At 56.8% G+C, this 16,327-nt stretch carries 17 protein-coding genes and 1 riboswitch; of the genes, 12 read left to right on the top strand and 5 right to left on the bottom strand.

The window, feature by feature from the left end; all coding sequences use genetic code 11:
- Window positions 1-3 precede the first annotated feature (3 nt).
- Both fabB and fabA read right to left on the bottom strand, forming a co-directional pair.
- Entirely contained in the window at window positions 4-1,233 is a 1,230-nt protein-coding gene (fabB, locus tag ACR0KC_RS07385; RefSeq protein WP_480771659.1) for a beta-ketoacyl-ACP synthase I, read from the bottom strand.
- 30 nt (window positions 1,234-1,263) lie between these two features.
- On the bottom strand, window positions 1,264-1,773 hold the full coding sequence (fabA, locus tag ACR0KC_RS07380) for a bifunctional 3-hydroxydecanoyl-ACP dehydratase/trans-2-decenoyl-ACP isomerase (RefSeq protein WP_170397581.1): 510 nt from the start codon (window positions 1,771-1,773) through the stop codon (window positions 1,264-1,266).
- A gap of 187 nt (window positions 1,774-1,960) precedes the next feature.
- Between fabA and irrA the strand changes: the two genes are divergently transcribed.
- A complete protein-coding gene (gene irrA, locus ACR0KC_RS07375; protein ID WP_170397577.1) occupies window positions 1,961-2,377 on the top strand; it encodes an iron response transcriptional regulator IrrA in 417 nt (138 codons plus the stop codon).
- 3 nt (window positions 2,378-2,380) lie between these two features.
- On the opposite strand, the gene ACR0KC_RS07370 is transcribed toward irrA, so the two are convergent.
- On the bottom strand, window positions 2,381-3,277 hold the full coding sequence (locus ACR0KC_RS07370) for a LysR family transcriptional regulator (protein ID WP_480771658.1): 897 nt from the start codon (window positions 3,275-3,277) through the stop codon (window positions 2,381-2,383).
- Window positions 3,278-3,362: 85 nt separating this feature from the next.
- Between ACR0KC_RS07370 and ACR0KC_RS07365 the strand changes: the two genes are divergently transcribed.
- A complete protein-coding gene (locus tag ACR0KC_RS07365; RefSeq protein ID WP_170564552.1) occupies window positions 3,363-4,160 on the top strand; it encodes a phytanoyl-CoA dioxygenase family protein in 798 nt (265 codons plus the stop codon).
- Window positions 4,161-4,163: 3 nt separating this feature from the next.
- On the opposite strand, the gene ACR0KC_RS07360 is transcribed toward ACR0KC_RS07365, so the two are convergent.
- Window positions 4,164-5,027 (bottom strand): hypothetical protein, encoded by an 864-nt coding sequence (locus tag ACR0KC_RS07360; protein ID WP_170609068.1) that lies wholly within the window; start codon window positions 5,025-5,027, stop codon window positions 4,164-4,166.
- 120 nt (window positions 5,028-5,147) lie between these two features.
- Between ACR0KC_RS07360 and miaB the strand changes: the two genes are divergently transcribed.
- From miaB to cmk, 10 genes are all read left to right on the top strand, one after another.
- Window positions 5,148-6,467 (top strand): tRNA (N6-isopentenyl adenosine(37)-C2)-methylthiotransferase MiaB, encoded by a 1,320-nt coding sequence (miaB, locus tag ACR0KC_RS07355; protein ID WP_480771657.1) that lies wholly within the window; start codon window positions 5,148-5,150, stop codon window positions 6,465-6,467.
- Window positions 6,468-6,632: 165 nt separating this feature from the next.
- Complete coding sequence (locus ACR0KC_RS07350) at window positions 6,633-7,397, top strand: outer membrane beta-barrel protein (RefSeq protein WP_170397562.1); 765 nt, start codon at window positions 6,633-6,635, stop codon at window positions 7,395-7,397.
- Window positions 7,398-7,543: 146 nt separating this feature from the next.
- Entirely contained in the window at window positions 7,544-8,566 is a 1,023-nt protein-coding gene (locus ACR0KC_RS07345) for a PhoH family protein (RefSeq protein WP_170404555.1), read from the top strand.
- A gap of 41 nt (window positions 8,567-8,607) precedes the next feature.
- Window positions 8,608-9,102, top strand: a complete 495-nt coding sequence (gene ybeY, locus ACR0KC_RS07340; RefSeq protein WP_170404552.1) for an rRNA maturation RNase YbeY — start codon at window positions 8,608-8,610, stop codon at window positions 9,100-9,102.
- 36 nt (window positions 9,103-9,138) lie between these two features.
- Window positions 9,139-10,023, top strand: a complete 885-nt coding sequence (locus ACR0KC_RS07335) for a hemolysin family protein (RefSeq protein WP_170397541.1) — start codon at window positions 9,139-9,141, stop codon at window positions 10,021-10,023.
- Complete coding sequence (gene lnt / locus ACR0KC_RS07330; protein WP_170636459.1) at window positions 10,020-11,552, top strand: apolipoprotein N-acyltransferase; 1,533 nt, start codon at window positions 10,020-10,022, stop codon at window positions 11,550-11,552. Before ACR0KC_RS07335 ends, lnt begins: the two co-directional genes overlap by 4 nt.
- Before the next feature lie 15 nt (window positions 11,553-11,567).
- Window positions 11,568-11,616, top strand: a riboswitch (SAM-SAH riboswitch).
- Between the two features lie 5 nt (window positions 11,617-11,621).
- Window positions 11,622-12,803 carry a methionine adenosyltransferase gene (gene metK / locus ACR0KC_RS07325; RefSeq protein WP_480561127.1) on the top strand — a complete coding sequence of 394 codons (1,182 nt, stop codon included), beginning with the start codon at window positions 11,622-11,624 and terminating at the stop codon, window positions 12,801-12,803.
- Window positions 12,804-12,896: 93 nt separating this feature from the next.
- Entirely contained in the window at window positions 12,897-13,607 is a 711-nt protein-coding gene (gene trmB / locus ACR0KC_RS07320; RefSeq protein ID WP_480771656.1) for a tRNA (guanosine(46)-N7)-methyltransferase TrmB, read from the top strand.
- 69 nt (window positions 13,608-13,676) lie between these two features.
- On the top strand, window positions 13,677-15,023 hold the full coding sequence (gene aroA / locus ACR0KC_RS07315; RefSeq protein WP_480771655.1) for a 3-phosphoshikimate 1-carboxyvinyltransferase: 1,347 nt from the start codon (window positions 13,677-13,679) through the stop codon (window positions 15,021-15,023).
- Window positions 15,020-15,634, top strand: a complete 615-nt coding sequence (gene cmk / locus ACR0KC_RS07310; protein WP_480705644.1) for a (d)CMP kinase — start codon at window positions 15,020-15,022, stop codon at window positions 15,632-15,634. The genes aroA and cmk overlap by 4 nt, the downstream gene beginning before the upstream one ends.
- Before the next feature lie 26 nt (window positions 15,635-15,660).
- On the opposite strand, the gene ACR0KC_RS07305 is transcribed toward cmk, so the two are convergent.
- Entirely contained in the window at window positions 15,661-16,137 is a 477-nt protein-coding gene (locus ACR0KC_RS07305; RefSeq protein ID WP_223117646.1) for a YHS domain-containing (seleno)protein, read from the bottom strand.
- Between the last annotated feature and the right edge of the window lie 190 nt (window positions 16,138-16,327).

Below are 16,327 nucleotides of genomic sequence, written 5' to 3'. Positions count from 1 at the left end.
TGTTCACCCGTTATACTTCGACAGAACCATGGATCCGTTGGTGCCGCCAAAGCCGAAGCTATTGGTCATCACGCTGTCCAAGCCTGCGTTTTCAACCACTTGAGTTGCAATTTCACCGGGCAGGATGCCGTCGGCAAGTGTGTCGACATTGATCGACGGAGTAATGAAATCATGTTCCAGCATGAGCAGGCAGAAGATCGCCTCAAGCGCGCCCGCTGCGCCTTGCGCGTGACCGGTCATCGATTTTGTCGATGAAATCGGAGGCACACTGCCTTCACCAAAGATACGGCGTACGGCTTCGACTTCTCCGACGTCGCCCACTGGGGTCGAGGTGCCATGGGCATTGATGTAGCCGACCTTGCGGCCTTCGGGTACAGTCGACAGCGCCAGACGCATCGCGCGCTCGCCGCCTTCGCCGGATGGTGCCACCATGTCGTGCCCATCAGATGTCGCGGCATAGCCGGTTACTTCGGCATAGATTTTCGCACCGCGTGCCAGCGCATGCTCGAGGTCTTCCAGAACCACGATGCCGCCACCGCCGGAAATCACAAATCCGTCGCGGTTCTGATCGAATGCACGCGAGGCTTTATCAGGTGTGTCGTTGTACTTGGACGACATCGCACCCATCGCGTCGAACAGGCAGGACAGGGTCCAGTCCAACTCTTCTCCTCCACCTGCGAACATCACATCCTGCTTGCCCAGCATGATCTGTTCAGCCGCATTGCCGATGCAGTGCAGCGAGGTCGAGCAGGCCGAGGTGATCGAGTAGTTGATACCTTTGATTTTGAACGCGGTCGCCAAGTTCGCAGAAATCGTCGAACACATGCACTTTGGCACTGCAAACGGGCCGATCCGTTTGGTTGCGCCGGTTTTCAGCACGGTTTGGTGCGCGGTCAACATCGCGCTGGTCGATGGTCCACCCGAACCTGCCACCAGACCTGTGCGCGGATTGACCACCTGATCTTCGGTCAGCCCGGCGTCCGCGATGGCCTGATTCATCGCGATATGGGCATAGGCAGCACCCGGACCCATGAACCGCAGGGTCCGCTTGTCCACGTGATCGGCCACATCGATTTTCAGCGAACCGGCGATTTGGCTGCGAAAGCCGTGCTCGACCATCTGTTCGCTTGCTACGATGCCGGATTTGCCTGCTTTGAGCGAGGCGAGCACCTCTTCGGCATTGCTCCCGATCGAGGACACAACCCCCAGACCGGTGACGACTACTCGACGCATGTGCGTACTCCTTATTGCGGCCGGTCAGGCTCAGGCGTCTGACAGAACGACCTTCATATCCTTGACGTCGTATATCAATTCGCCATCGGCTTCGACGATGCCATCTGCCACACCCATGGTCAGGCGGCGCGTCTGGATCGCCTTTTTGAAATCAATCTTATAGGTCAACATCTTCCGGTCCGGGCGCACCATGCCGGTCAACTTGACCTCTCCGACGCCAACTGCCATGCCACGTCCTTGCCAGCCGCGCCAGCCGAGGTTGAAGCCGGTCAGTTGCCACAAACCGTCCAGGCCCAGACAGCCGGGCATGATCGGATTGCCAGGGAAATGGCAGTCAAAGAACCAAAGCTCAGGTGTGATATCGAATTCGGCCAGCACATGACCCTTGCCATGCGCTCCACCGTCGCCGGAAATCTCGGTAATGCGGTCCATCATCAACATCGGCGGAGCCGGCAACTGCGCGTTGCCAGGGCCAAATAGTTCGCCGCGGGCGCATTTCAGCAGATCGTCCTTGTCAAAACTGCTCGGGAATTGGGCCATTCTGCCGCCTCTCCTGCCTGGGTCCGTTTATTACATCTGGCCTCGTCTATCACCCGTATGCAAGGTCCTGCAAGACCAGCACTCCATATCTTGTTGTGACTACAATATTCTTTGCGAATGAATTTCATTTGAAATTGCAGGCAGGGCACACTTATATTAAGGGCAGCAAAACACAGGTATCGGATTCATGACACCTCAGAGCCGTGAGATCGCTGCAAATTGGTTGGTTGACGCAGGTTTGCGCCCCACGCGCCAAAGGGTTGCTTTGGCCGAATTGCTTGTGGGCGACGGTCTGCATCGTCATGTGACAGCGGAAAGCCTGTTTGAATCCGCAAAAGCCAAAGGTGACGCGGTTTCGCTGGCGACCGTATACAACACATTGCGGGCGTTTTGCGATGCCGGGGTGCTTCAAGAGATAACTGTTGACGGGTCCAAAAGCTATTTCGACACCAACACGCATGACCATCCGCATTTCTATTGGGAAGACGAAAGCCGTCTGAGCGATGCACCATCCGACCAATTGGTGATCCAACAATTGCCGGAAGCTCCTGAAGGCGTCGAAATCGCATCGGTCGATGTGGTGATCCGCCTGCGGAAGAAGTAACCTCTAATCCTTACATAACAACGTAACCAACGCATGCTCAGCCTGCATGATCATTGGATCTGTCGGCCCCGTGCCATGCCGTGCCAATACAACAGATTCGGTTGCATCTGGATCGGTGATCGGCAGGCTTATCACGCGGACCTGATCATAACTGAAGCCGTTTTTAGGGCTGGTATAGCTTATCCCGATGCCTTCCCCATGAGCGGCCAGGCTGCGCGAAAGCTCCAATGATTCCGCTCGGTGCGAGATTGTGGGGTTCAAACCTTTGCGTCTGAAAAGCGCGAGTACATGCTGTGCAGACAAACCCTCTTTAGACAGAATCAGTGGATATGACGCTAGCTCGGTCAGGGTTAGCTGCTTGGCCGCCGCCAGTGTATGATCAGGTGAAAGCAGTGCGTGTGGGGTGCTGTCGAACAACTTCTTGCAGGAAAAACCGGCATCCATGCCGAGGTCATAGGTGAGTGCAAAATCGTATCTGCCATCGATCAGGCCGGAAATCAGGCCTTCGAACGTCTCAACCCCGTGTGTCAGGACGACGTCGGGCAAAGCTTCTTGCAGGCGGTGCAGAGATTGGGCCAGAAGAAAGGGTGCCAGATCGACAAAGCATCCCAGGCGTAATCGGCGCTCGCCGGTTATCGGCTGCATTGACTGTTCCAAATGCGCAGCTCGCTTCAACAAGGCCTCGGCCTCTTCGATGAATTTGCGGCCCTGCGGGGTCAGCGCCATCGCGGCACCCCGTCTTCGGGCAAACAGTGGATATCCCAAACGTGATTCGACCCGGGTCAGCGCATTGGACAAGGCAGGTTGCGAGACATTTAGGCGTTGTGCCGCAGCAGACAGGCTGCCATGCCGGCCGATGGCGCAAACATATTCGTACTGGCGCAGAGTGAGGTATAACATAGAGTTAATACCTAATTTGAAAGATATGATTTGAACAGATGTCTTGTTCATGCGCAGATCGGGCGACAAATCTAAGGAGACCGCGATGACTCACCCTCTTGTTTCTCAGGCCATGATCGACAACTTCCAGACGGACGGCGTTGTGTTGGTCAAAGGCCTGTTCGCCGATCATATTGAAACCCTACGGGCCGGGGTTGCCGCGAATATGGCCGAGCCGGGTCCTTATGCTTCGGAGAACAGGAAAGATGGCGAAACCGGCCGTTTTTTTGACGACTATTGCAACTGGTCCCGTATCCCGCAGTTTCGTGAAGTGATCGAAAAATCTCCTGCTGCTGAAGTAGCGGCCGACCTCATGCAGTCGCAATCTGTGCAGATGTTCCATGACCATGTTCTGGTGAAGGAACCCGGAACCTCGATGGCAACGCCGTGGCATCAGGATGGGCCATACTATTTTGTGGATGGTCAACAGAATATCAGCTTCTGGTCACCGTTGGATCCGGTGAAACAAGCGACCTTGCGCTGCGTTGCCGGTTCGCACCGCTGGGAAAAAGAAGTGCTACCTACCCGCTGGGTCACGGAAGAAGGTTTCTTCCCCGACGAGGGGCAGTACATGCCGATTCCGGACCCAGATGCCGAAGGGATGAAGATTGTAGAATTTGAAATGGAGCCCGGTGACGCAGTGGCCTTCAATTATCGCACACTACACGGGGCTCGAGGCAATACTTCCGATAGCCGACGCAGGGCATTTTCGCTGCGATTGGTTGGTGATGATGCACGTTATGTCGAGCGTCCAGGCCGGACTTCGCCGCCATTTCCGGGACATGAAATGGTGCCGGGGCAGCGGCTGCGCGAGGACTGGTTCCCAGTTCTGCTACAGCGTTAGAACCTAGAACCACTGGCCCGATTCGATCAGGCCCAGATCCAGCAATTGGCGCGAGTCCCACTCGAACGGAGTTGAATGGTTCCAGCAGAAGTTGGAGATATCAAACGTCGATCCGGCGTTCGTCTTCAATGCTTTGGCCGCCCGGAACGAACAGATCGCGGCGGTCAAGTTGTTGTGCCACGGGCAGGCGTAGGTGTTGTATTCCGGCTCATTGAAAGTGTGATCAGGCAGAAGTTTCAGATCGGCTTTTGCTTTGAATAGCGAAATCCGATCGATACGGCGTCGTTCATACGGGATATGATCTTCGAACCGCCAACGCAGACCACCGGACATATCCAGTTGCCGCTCTAGCGGCTTGCCAGATGCGTCATGCCGCGTGTGGGCGTAGTATCCGGTCTTGTCCAGCATTGCGTGGTCGGGGGCCACTCCGTTTGGATAGGCCGTCAGATCATTCGCATAAAGATCGATCACATGGGTCAGCATGGCCTGGCGCCGTTCTTCAGAATGGAAGGCCAGCAACTCTCCGACCGAGCGGGTCTCGCAGAAAGGGTAGAACAGATATTCAGAGTTGTAGCAGTAGTATACCCACGTGCCTTGAGCCGCCTGAATGATCCGATTGACGGCCTCAAATACGACGGTTCTGGGCGCGCAGGTCATCGTCACTCGATGAACCCTTTCCCCCAGCGCTTCATCCAGCGTGAATTCCTGGGGCAGGAATGTGATCACGGATTTGAACCCCAGCTTCAAATGATGGTGCAGCGTCCCTTCTAGCTCGACATTATCTTCGGCAAATATCAGTGCCACGGGTCCCTTGCTCAGGATCGACCGATCGGATTTCAGAAGGTGATCAAGGGATTCGTACTGCATCGTTGGTTTCGTTGCCGCCTTGCTGGAAATTCCCGCCAAATTCGGGTAATTGCGCCAGCATTGCAAGCGGCGTTCGATACGTATAGACGACGCCGACCCAGCGACTGCAAAGGCCAACCCATGTCTGAACCGAAAAAGCTGTTTATCAAGACCTATGGCTGTCAGATGAACGTCTATGACAGCGAACGCATGGCCGAAGCGCTGGGCGGACAGGGCTATGTCGAGACCAAATCGCCCGATGATGCGGATATGATCCTGCTCAATACCTGCCACATACGAGAAAAGGCAGCTGAGAAAGTCTATTCCGAACTGGGCCGTTTCAAGGGCCTCAAGGCGGAAAAGCCGGAACTTAAAATCGGTGTCGCAGGTTGCGTCGCTCAGGCCGAAGGCGAGGAAATCATCCGCCGCCAGCCGCTTGTCGATCTGGTGGTGGGGCCGCAAAGCTATCATCGCCTGCCCGAGATGGAGGCGAAGACGCGCGCGGGTGAAAAGGCGCTGGATACCGAGTTCCCCGAAGAAGACAAATTCGAAAAGCTCGAGAACCGCCCCAAGGCCAAGCGCGGACCGACGGCATTCCTGACCGTGCAGGAGGGGTGTGACAAGTTCTGTGCCTTCTGCGTTGTGCCCTATACACGCGGGGCCGAGGTCAGCCGCCCGGCAGATCGCATCCTGTGTGAGGCCCGCGATCTGGTTGAACGCGGTGTGCGTGAGATCACGCTGCTGGGGCAGAACGTAAATGCCTATCACGGGGCTGGACCGGACGGAGACATGACCCTTGCCGGTCTGATCTGGGAATTGAACAAGGTCGACGGGCTAGAGCGCATACGCTTTACCACCTCGCACCCGAACGACATGGATGATGCGCTGATCGAAGCGCATGGCACCTGTGAGAAGTTGATGCCATATCTGCATTTGCCGGTGCAGTCGGGGTCGGACAAAATTCTGAAGCGGATGAACCGCAGCCATACGGCTGAAAGCTATCTGCGATTGATCGAGCGTATCCGAGAAGCGCGCCCCGATATTCTGATGTCCGGCGATTTCATCGTGGGCTTCCCGGAAGAAACGGAAGAGGATTTTCAGGCTACTCTGGATTTGGTCGAAGAGGTCAAATACGGCTACGCCTATTCCTTCAAATACTCGACGCGACCCGGCACACCTGCAGCAGAACGGCCACAGGTCGAGGCCGAAGTGGCGGATGAACGCCTGCAGCGCTTGCAAGGGTTGATCACGCGCCACCAGCGCAAGATTCAGGACTCGATGGTCGAAAGGACTGTTAATGTCCTGTTTGAAAAGCCTGGGCGGCAACCGGGCCAGATGGTTGGAAAATCCGAGTATCTGCATGCGGTTCACGTCGCGGACGCTGATATCGCGAGCGGCGACTTACGTAAGGTAAGGATAAAATCGTCTGGCGCGAACTCGCTGGGTGGTGAATTGGTCTGATCCCTTGTGGCTGGCCCGCAAAGGGTTTTCGCCTTGAAATTTAACCCTTGATTTATGGCTTGGAACTATGTTCCGAGGAAGGCTAGATTTTTCTGGGCCGAATTTTGGGTGTCGACAAACTCATCGACCCCGCCTGAAGGCCCGCCTTTGCGGAGGGTACGAGTAGTGAGCTGGATACGTTTTCCGAGTGTAAACCTTTCCCGTGTTTTGTCGGCGACTGTCGTGTTGCTATCTTGCGCTGCCCCGACTTTGGCCGGCGATGTCGTCGGGGAAGTCACTGAGCCCGACGTAATCTCGTCTCAGCGTTTCGCGCGCGACGTCAATGCGTTCTATCTGGGGGTCAGCGCCGGACATGCCTCGGGCGGTTCGGACGAGTTTGGCCTGCGCGTGAACGACGGAGACACGTTTGCTGCGGGCGACCTTAAGCCAAGCGGAAATTTCGCAGGTTTTCGCGGTGGCTGGCGCGGTATTCTGCCAGCCAGAGGTGGGCGCGACTATGTGTATGGGCTGGAAGTCGGCTATGACTTTGGCACGCTCGATGACATCACCTCGTCCCGATCCGGCGGGGCAGAGGTCAGCGGCAGATCCGCGATATCGGATGTTTTGTCCATCCGCTTGCGGAACGGGCTGACGAACCGCAGCGGCAGTGTCCTCTATTTCGTGACTGTGGGTTATGTCCGCGGCGATATCACCACGTCAGGTTCACTAACTGATGCAAGCGGGACAAGCCGATTTGAGAGCGAGGACCGCCGACAAGGTTTCTCGGCCAGCTTGGGCGCTGAACACAAACTGAACGAAAATTGGTCGATCACCGGCGAGATCGAGTATCTGCAGTTCGAATCAAAAACGGTCGAACTGGGTCCGTCATTCTCGACCAAATCGACGCCAAGCTATCGCGGACTGCGGATCGGGTTGAACTATACATTCTGATACCCGTGCGATTGGCGTTCATAGATGGCTGTTTCAGCGTTCATCGGCGCATTTGTCATGAGGTGTGCAAATTTTGAAACTGCCGCTTGCGTCTACCTCTTCAGTTTGTCTACGCTCAAGGTGAACCGCCAAGACAGGAGAACGGATTGGCCATCGGTGCCCTGACCCCACCGCAAGATGACATGCCCCAGCGTGAGGCGCTTGTTGAATTTCCAGACAACAGATTATTGATCGATTTGTGCGGAGAGTATGACCGCAACTTGACCGATATCGAACAGAAGCTCTCGGTGCAGATTGTGCGACGCGGCAATCAGCTTGTCGTGCTGGGCGACGAGGATTCGCAAAAGCAGGCGATTGAGGTTCTACAGGCCCTCTATACACGGCTCGAAGGTGGGCGTGATGTGGAAGCCGCAGATGTCGACCGCGAGTTGCGCATGGGCAATTCCGAGGTCGGAACTGGCACGCGCGATGGTGACCAGCTTGAGATGTTCAAGGGTGGCACGGTCGAGATCAAGACACGCAAAAAACTGGTCGAGCCGCGCACCGACGCCCAGAAGGCCTATGTGCAGTCGCTGTTCAACAACGAACTGGCCTTTGGCATTGGACCCGCGGGCACCGGCAAAACCTATCTGGCCGTTGCGGTCGGGGTGTCCATGTTCATTGGCGGGCACGTTGACCGCATCATTCTCAGCCGTCCGGCGGTCGAGGCCGGTGAAAAGCTCGGTTACCTGCCCGGTGACATGAAGGATAAGGTCGATCCCTACATGCAGCCGCTTTATGACGCGCTGAATGATTTCCTGCCCGGAAAACAACTTGCCAAGCTGATCGAAGAAAAGCGGATCGAGATTGCTCCGCTTGCCTTCATGCGCGGTCGTACGCTGGCAAATGCATTTGTGGTGCTGGACGAGGCGCAGAATGCCACAACGATGCAGATGAAGATGTTCCTGACCCGGCTTGGTGAAGGTAGTCGGATGGTTATCACCGGCGACCGGTCTCAGGTTGACCTGCCGCGCGGTGTGCAATCGGGTCTCAAGGATGCCGAACGGTTGCTGAAAACGATCCCGAATATCAGCTTCAACTATTTCACCTCGAAAGATGTCGTCCGCCATCCGCTTGTCGCCGCCATTATCGAGGCGTATGAGGCCGATGCGGGGCGCGAAACCGGATAACTTTCAAGGCGCCGATTGAAGCTGGGCTCGGAGCCAAAGGTATGAATCTGGAAATCACGCTTGAGGATGATCGCTGGCGCGGGCTGGAGCCTTTGGCCACGCGCGCAATTGCTGCTGTTCTGGAGTATTGCGATCTTGAGGCGGATCAATGCGAAATCAGCTTGCTGGGCTGCGATGATGCACGGATCGCTGAATTGAATGCTGAATTTCGTGAAAAATCCACGCCGACCAACGTCCTCAGCTGGCCTGCCGAAGAACTGGCCCCGGATCGGGCGGGAGACACTCCGCCGGCTCCGCAACCTGACTTTACTGGCGAAATCGTGCTGGGCGACATTGCGATCTCTTATGACACCTGCGCGCGCGAAGCAGCTGAAGCCGGCAAAAGCACCGACGATCACGTGACGCATCTGATCGTTCACGGTACACTACATTTGCTGGGGTATGATCACATTCGTGACCTCGACGCCACTTTGATGGAAAGGGTCGAGGTCGAGATACTTGGCAAACTGGGTATAGATGACCCATATAATGTATGACATGGGCACCTTTGCCCGATCATTTGGAACAGGATAATGGGCGAAACAGACGGCAGTTCTAGGGCGGCGCATGGCGCGCATTCTCAGAACAGCAGCAATGACAGCGACGAAAGAGGCGGGCTTTTTTCTCGACTCATCGACGTATTTTCTTCTCAGGGCGAAGAGACCAGCCAGCTAAACGGGGCAGAGGTCGTCAGCGCTCAGCCAAGGGGCATGATCAACCTGCGCAGAATGCGGGTCGAAGATGTTGCGATCCCAACAGCCGAAATCGTATCGGTCCCCTCGACAACCCCGAAAGACGAACTTGTCCAGATTTTCCGCGACAGCGGCTTGTCACGCATTCCGGTTTACGATGGCACTTTGGATACGCCATTGGGGTTTGTGCATCTCAGGGACTTTGCGCTGACTCATGGCTTTAACGGCAACTCTTCCGAGTTCGATCTGAGGTCGATGCTGCGGACATTGCTGTTCGTGCCACCATCGATGCCAATTGGCGTTTTGCTGACCAAGATGCAGACAGAACGTCGCCATATGGCTCTGGTGATCGATGAATACGGTGGAGTCGATGGTTTGCTGACTATCGAAGATCTGATTGAACAGGTTGTCGGAGAAATCGCCGACGAACATGATGCCGACGAAGATCAGCTATGGATACAAGAGAAACCCGGCTGCTACGTGGTTCAGGCGCGTGTACCACTTGAAGAGTTCGAGGCCGAGATTGGCCGCTCTCTGACCAGCCACGAAGATGTAGACGAAGAAGAGATCGACACATTGGGCGGTTTGGTCTTCATGCTCTCGGGGCGGGTTCCGGCGCGTGGTGAGGTTGTATGCCACCCCGAAGGGCCCGAGTTCGAGGTCATTGACGCAGACCCGCGCCGCATAAAACGGTTGCGTGTCATGCTGCCGGATATTGTTGCATGAACCCTGCCGAGGGGTGGCCCTTTTGGCTGCGGTTGGTGCTGGCGGCGCTGTTGGGTGTCGCAGCGGCCAGTGGTCAGGCACCATTGGGATATTGGCCAATAAGCTTGCTGTCGCTGGTGCTGATAGCGCCGTTGTATCTGAGCACTGAGACAAATCGTCGAGCGGTTTTGCTGGGTTGGGTCTTCGCAACGGGCTATTTTGCGCACGCATTAAGCTGGATTATCGAGCCGTTTCTGGTTGATGTCCAACGCCATGCGTGGATGGCCCCTTTTGCTCTGATCTTCTTGTCGGGCGGGTTGGCCTTGTTCTGGGCGTTGGCCTTCGGAGTTTCGAAACGCATCGGTGGAGCGCCCGTCTTGCAGGGGGCATTGCTGTCTGTAACGCTGGCGCTGGTCGAGTTTGCGCGCGGCTACATTCTGACCGGATTTCCTTGGGCAGGCATCGCGCAGATTTGGGTAGATACGCCATTTGCCCAGACTCTGTCACTTGTCGGCCCTTATGGATTGGGAGCGCTGACACTGCTTGCCACAGTGCCATTGGGCGCAGCCTTGTTCAGCAATCGTACCCGAAGCGGCATCGTTGTACCTATCGCGTTGACCGCAGGCTGTGCGGCCTTGGCTTTGCTCTATGCAGCGAACCGACCTCCAGTCATGCCCTCTGGTCATATCGTGCGGCTGATTCAACCCAATGCACCCCAGCACCAGAAATGGGATCCTGCCTATGCGTCAGTGTTTTTCGCACGCCAACTTGAATTCACAGCGGCCGAGCCCCGCCCAGACCTAATCGTCTGGCCGGAAACCTCGGTCCCAGCATGGCTGGGCAGCGCACAGCCCTATCTTTCAGCAATTGGCGAAGCGGCACAGGGCGCCCCGGTAGTCCTGGGCATTCAGCGTGCCGATGGGCAGCAGATCTATAACTCGATGATCTATCTAAATGAGGAGGGTCAGCAAGACGGGCTATACGATAAACATCACCTGGTGCCCTTTGGGGAATACGTGCCATTTGGTGAAGTGATGGCACGGTTCGGTATCTACGGGATGGCCGCAACCACAGGGAATGGCTTTAGCGCGGGGCCAGGTGCCGCATTGATGGATGTAGGCGTGCTTGGCAAGGCGCTGCCGCTGATCTGCTACGAGGCGGTATTCACGCAGGATATTTTATCCGCGCCGGATCGTGCGGATTTTCTTTTGCAGATTACAAACGACGCTTGGTTCGGAACGCGTTCCGGCCCGTATCAGCACCTCGCCCAGGCGCAGATGCGTGCAATCGAACAAGGCCTACCGATGTTGCGCTCGGCCAATACCGGAGTTTCGGCAATGATTGGCCCATTGGGGCGGATCACCGAGGCGCTGGCGCTTGGGCAGGCGGGGTTTATCGACGCCGAATTGCCGCGTCCTCATGCCCCTACCGTTTATTCTCGAATTGGAGACAGTCCGGTATTTTTAGCTTTGTTGGTGCTATTTGCGCTGCTATGTCGGTACGCCCGGCGCGTAAACGACCAATTTCCGATTGACCCTGTCAAACGCTAAGCGTATTCGATCACACGCCTGCCACAACGGCTTCCTGACGTGGTGGGGAAATCTTAATGGAGCACTTTCATGTCCCGACAGAATTATATTTTTACTTCGGAATCCGTTTCCGAAGGGCACCCGGATAAGGTCTGCGATCGTATTTCCGATGCAGTACTAGACGCATTCCTGCGCGAAGAACCCGAGGCCCGCGTGGCCTGTGAAACATTTGCCACTACCGATCGTGTGGTTATTGGCGGCGAAGTGGGTCTGTCGGATCAGGACAAGCTGCATGATTATATGGCGCATATCGACGATATCGCGCGGGCATGTATCAAAGATATCGGCTACGAGCAGGACAAGTTTCACCACGAAACCGTCGAAGTGACGAACCTGTTGCACGAGCAGTCGGCTCATATCGCGCAAGGCGTGGATGCTGCCGATAACAAAGACGAAGGTGCAGGCGATCAGGGCATCATGTTCGGCTATGCCACGACCGAGACGCCAGCGCTTATGCCTGCACCGATCCAATACTCGCATGCTATCCTTCGCCGTCTCGCTGAAGTTCGCAAAAATGGCAGTGAACCCGCCCTTGGCCCGGATGCAAAATCACAGTTGTCTGTTATCTATCGCGACGGCACGCCAGTCGGTGTCAGCTCAATCGTGCTGTCGACGCAGCACATGGATGAGGCGCTGACCTCGGGTGATATTCGCGCCATTGTCGAGCCCTATATCCGTGAAACCCTCCCTGACGGCTGGCTGACCGCCGAAACCGAATGGCACGTGAATCCCACCGGCAAGTTCGTCATCGGCGGTCCGGATGGCGATGCGGGTCTGACCGGTCGCAAGATCATCGTCGACACTTATGGCGGTGCAGCACCTCACGGTGGTGGCGCATTCTCGGGCAAAGATCCAACCAAGGTGGACCGCTCGGCGGCTTATGCAGCGCGTTATCTGGCCAAGAATGTCGTTGCTGCAGGGATGGCAGAGCGCTGCACCATTCAGTTGAGTTATGCGATTGGGGTGTCAAAGCCCCTATCGATCTATGCCGACACGCATGGAACTGGCCAGATTGCCGATGCAGTGATCGAAAAAGCAGTTGGGCAGGTGATGGACCTGACTCCGCGCGGAATTCGCCAACATCTGCAACTCAACAAGCCGATTTATCAGAGGACCGCTGCTTATGGCCACTTTGGTCGTGAACCCGATGCGGACGGCGGATTCAGCTGGGAGCGCACCGATCTAGTGGACGCGCTGAAACAGGCGGTCTGATCAAAAAATTAGAAAAACGCGCCGGTTTCGGCGCGTTTTTTGCAAGCGGGCGACCACTTGCAACAATTTCAGCCCCACAGTATGGGCTGCGCCATGAGTACAAAGAGCCCAAAACGCCCGCGCAGAAATTTTTATGGCCGCTTTAAGGGCAAAACCCTGAAGCCCAGTCAAAAGACTTATCTGTCGGAAGACCTTGCTGCCTTGTCCCCCGGTGCGGTGGATTGGGACGGTAATCCTGAACGCGATCCGCTTGATCTCGACGGTCTATTCAGAGGCAAGCCTGTTTGGCTTGAGGTCGGCTTTGGCGGCGGTGAGCATCTGGTGCATCAGGCTCAGCAAAACCCGGATATCGGCATCATCGGAGCCGAACCCTATATAAATGGTGTTGCGATGCTGTTGGGTAAAATCCGTCAGGCCGGTGTTGAAAACCTTGCCGTACATCCCGGGGACGCGCGAGACTTGTTCGACGTTTTGCCAGAAGCCAGCATATCGCGCGCTTTTCTGCTCTATCCCGATCCATGGCCCAAAACACGGCATCACCGCCGTCGGTTTGTCACACCTGAACATCTGGAGCCTTTAGCGCGCGCGTTAAAGCCAGGCTCAATCTTTCGCGTTGCCACAGACATCCCTGACTATGTGCGCCAAACGCTGGAAGAGGTGCCGCGGGCAGGCTTCGAATGGCTGGCCGAGCGCCCCGCCGACTGGCGGGAGCCGTGGGATGACTGGATTTCCACGCGCTACGAACAGAAGGCGCTGCGCGAAGGCCGTACACCCCATTACCTGACCTTCCGCCGCAAAAACTGATTGTCGCTGGACCAACCGGCCCCAATTCGCTAATCGGCCTGAGGACTGATAGCGAAAACAGGAGCCCCCATGTCCGGACACGGCACGCCCATCCCGATGACTTCGCAGCCTTGCGGCCCGCTGACAGGCACCGCAGAGGTGCCCGGGGACAAGTCGATCTCGCACCGGTCCCTGATCCTGGGGGCAATGGCTGTGGGAGAAACCAAGATATCGGGCCTGCTGGAAGGCGAGGACGTATTGGACACCGCTAAGGCCATGCGTGCCTTTGGGGCCGAAGTAACGGATCATGGCGGTGGTGAATGGTCGGTGCATGGCGTGGGCGTTGGTGGTTTTTCCGAACCAGATCAGGTAATCGATTGTGGCAATTCGGGCACTGGCGTGCGCCTGATCATGGGGGCGATGGCGACTTCTCCGATCACAGCGACCTTCACCGGAGATGCGAGCCTGAACAAACGTCCGATGGCGCGCGTCACCGATCCGCTGGCGCTGTTCGGAACCCAATCTGTCGGCCGAGACGGTGGACGTCTGCCGATGACCATTATCGGTGCTGCGGACCCCACCCCGGTGCGCTATGAGGTGCCTGTGCCGTCGGCGCAGGTGAAATCCGCCGTTCTGCTGGCAGGGCTTAACGCCCCCGGCAAGACCATCGTGATTGAGAAAGAAGCGACTCGCGATCATTCCGAACGGATGCTTGCGGGCTTCGGCGCAGAAATCACGGTCGAGGACACGGATGAAGGGCGCGTCATTACGCTGACCGGTCGGCCCGAGCTGAAGCCACAAGTCATCGCCGTGCCGCGCGACCCGTCCAGTGCGGCCTTCCCCGTCTGTGCCGCACTGATCACACCGGGCTCGGACGTGTTGGTCCCCGGTATCGGCCTGAACCCGACCCGCGCAGGCCTGTTCACCACGCTGCGCGAAATGGGTGCCGATCTGACCTACGAAAACGAGCGCGAAGAGGGGGGTGAACCGGTTGCCGATCTGCGTGCAAAATACTCGCCCAACATGAAGGGGATCAACGTCCCGCCCGAACGCGCGGCGTCGATGATCGATGAATACCCGGTGCTGTCTGTTGTGGCCGCAAATGCGACCGGCACAACAATGATGGGCGGCGTGAAAGAACTGCGCGTCAAGGAAAGCGATCGGATTGACGCGATGGCCCGTGGCCTGCGCGCCAACGGTGTGACCGTGGACGAGGGTGACGAATGGTGGTCAGTCGACGGTCTCGGCATCGGCGGTGTGCCCGGTGGTGGGACCTGCGAAAGCTTCTTGGACCACCGCATTGCCATGTCGTTCATGGTCATGGGGATGGGGGCTAAAAAGGCGGTTTCGGTGGATGACGGCGGACCGATCGCAACGTCGTTCCCGATTTTTGAGCCTTTGATGGCCGCGCTCGGTGCCAAGGTCGAGCGTACATGAGATTCACCGTAGCTATCGACGGCCCTGCGGCGGCGGGCAAGGGGACGATTTCCAAGGGCGTTGCCGCGCATTTCGGGTTTGCGCATCTGGATACCGGTCTTCTCTATCGCGCGGTGGGGCGTCGTATGCTGCAAGGTGACGAACCGGTTGCAGCGGCAGGGTCCCTGACAGCAGAAGAATTGCAGCAGGGTGATCTGCGTACGGCTGAGATCGCACAGGCGGCCTCGAAAGTTGCGGTCATTCCTGAAGTCCGAAGTGCACTCGTTGATTTTCAACGGGGGTTTGCCCGTCGCGCCGGAGGCGCCGTGCTGGACGGGCGCGATATTGGAACCGTGATTTGCCCAGACGCTGAGGTCAAACTGTTTGTCACCGCCAGCCCCGAAGTGCGGGCGGAACGGCGATATCTTGAGCTTTCGGCCAAAGGTGCGGACGTGTCACGCGAACAGGTGCTCGCGGATGTCAAAGAGCGTGACGCACGTGACGCGGATCGCAGCACCGCACCGATGAAACCTGCAGATGACGCCGTGCAGCTTGATACGTCAAACCTGAGCATTGAGGCCGCGCTGGCACGGGCGCTCGAAACAATTGAACAGAACCTGCCCGCAGCCTGAAGTGGATGCGGACAGGTGTCCGTTAACTACAATTCACCAACTGCGATGCTCTTGATGTTGGTCCACTGGTCATCTGCGGTTTTAGCGGTGCCGGTGACGTCTTTCAGGAAAGCAGCGCGGGTATCAGCATTCAGGAACAGATACAGCTTGCCGTCTGCGAACAGGTACTGATCCGGGTCGCCGTCGAACTTTTTGCCAACAGACACCCCGAACGAACAATAGCCACCGTGCTGGGGCAAGTAAGCCGCCGGATTGGCCTCGAACGCTTCAAGGTTTTCCGCGCTGGTGAAGTAATAGGATGCGCCGTCATAAGTCGCCGAATGATTGGCGAAGCCTTCTACCGGATTGCCATTGTTGACAAGCGCGACCAGATCGACGCCATGGGCTGCCAGGGGTGCACCAGCCGCCGACAGGCCTTTGGAGACGTTGATTTCGTCTGCGGCAAAAGCCGGAGCTGCCAGGGCCAGAGTTGCGGCTAATGCAGTAAGTGCGAGCGATTTCATAGTAGGGGTCCTTTCCCTTTTTGGTTCAAGGCTCGGGTCCGCCCCAAGCCGATGTAACTAAGTTAGAAAAGGTTATTCGGACGGGTAATCGCAGATAGGTCATGAGATTTTGCAGATCGTCCAAAGATCAGTGCGTTTTGCAAAAACTGTTCACATAGCTTTGTTTGGCCACCTGTCCGATGGCCGCCTA

Source organism: Ruegeria sp. CF3, assembly GCF_056537365.1.
This window is presented reverse-complemented; position numbering and strand designations above follow the sequence as displayed.

Excerpts from the sequence above, each read along its gene's own strand:
- fabB (WP_480771659.1), bottom strand. The coding sequence starts at position 1,233 with ATGCGTCGAGTAGTCGTCACCGGTCTGGGGGTTGTGTCCTCGATCGGG.
- fabA (WP_170397581.1), bottom strand. The coding sequence starts at position 1,773 with ATGGCCCAATTCCCGAGCAGTTTTGACAAGGACGATCTGCTGAAATGC.
- irrA (WP_170397577.1), top strand. The coding sequence starts at position 1,961 with ATGACACCTCAGAGCCGTGAGATCGCTGCAAATTGGTTGGTTGACGCA.
- ACR0KC_RS07370 (WP_480771658.1), bottom strand. The coding sequence starts at position 3,277 with ATGTTATACCTCACTCTGCGCCAGTACGAATATGTTTGCGCCATCGGC.
- ACR0KC_RS07365 (WP_170564552.1), top strand. The coding sequence starts at position 3,363 with ATGACTCACCCTCTTGTTTCTCAGGCCATGATCGACAACTTCCAGACG.
- ACR0KC_RS07360 (WP_170609068.1), bottom strand. The coding sequence starts at position 5,027 with ATGCAGTACGAATCCCTTGATCACCTTCTGAAATCCGATCGGTCGATC.
- miaB (WP_480771657.1), top strand. The coding sequence starts at position 5,148 with ATGTCTGAACCGAAAAAGCTGTTTATCAAGACCTATGGCTGTCAGATG.
- ybeY (WP_170404552.1), top strand. The coding sequence starts at position 8,608 with ATGAATCTGGAAATCACGCTTGAGGATGATCGCTGGCGCGGGCTGGAG.
- ACR0KC_RS07335 (WP_170397541.1), top strand. The coding sequence starts at position 9,139 with ATGGGCGAAACAGACGGCAGTTCTAGGGCGGCGCATGGCGCGCATTCT.
- lnt (WP_170636459.1), top strand. The coding sequence starts at position 10,020 with ATGAACCCTGCCGAGGGGTGGCCCTTTTGGCTGCGGTTGGTGCTGGCG.
- metK (WP_480561127.1), top strand. The coding sequence starts at position 11,622 with ATGTCCCGACAGAATTATATTTTTACTTCGGAATCCGTTTCCGAAGGG.
- trmB (WP_480771656.1), top strand. The coding sequence starts at position 12,897 with ATGAGTACAAAGAGCCCAAAACGCCCGCGCAGAAATTTTTATGGCCGC.
- aroA (WP_480771655.1), top strand. The coding sequence starts at position 13,677 with ATGTCCGGACACGGCACGCCCATCCCGATGACTTCGCAGCCTTGCGGC.
- cmk (WP_480705644.1), top strand. The coding sequence starts at position 15,020 with ATGAGATTCACCGTAGCTATCGACGGCCCTGCGGCGGCGGGCAAGGGG.
- ACR0KC_RS07305 (WP_223117646.1), bottom strand. The coding sequence starts at position 16,137 with ATGAAATCGCTCGCACTTACTGCATTAGCCGCAACTCTGGCCCTGGCA.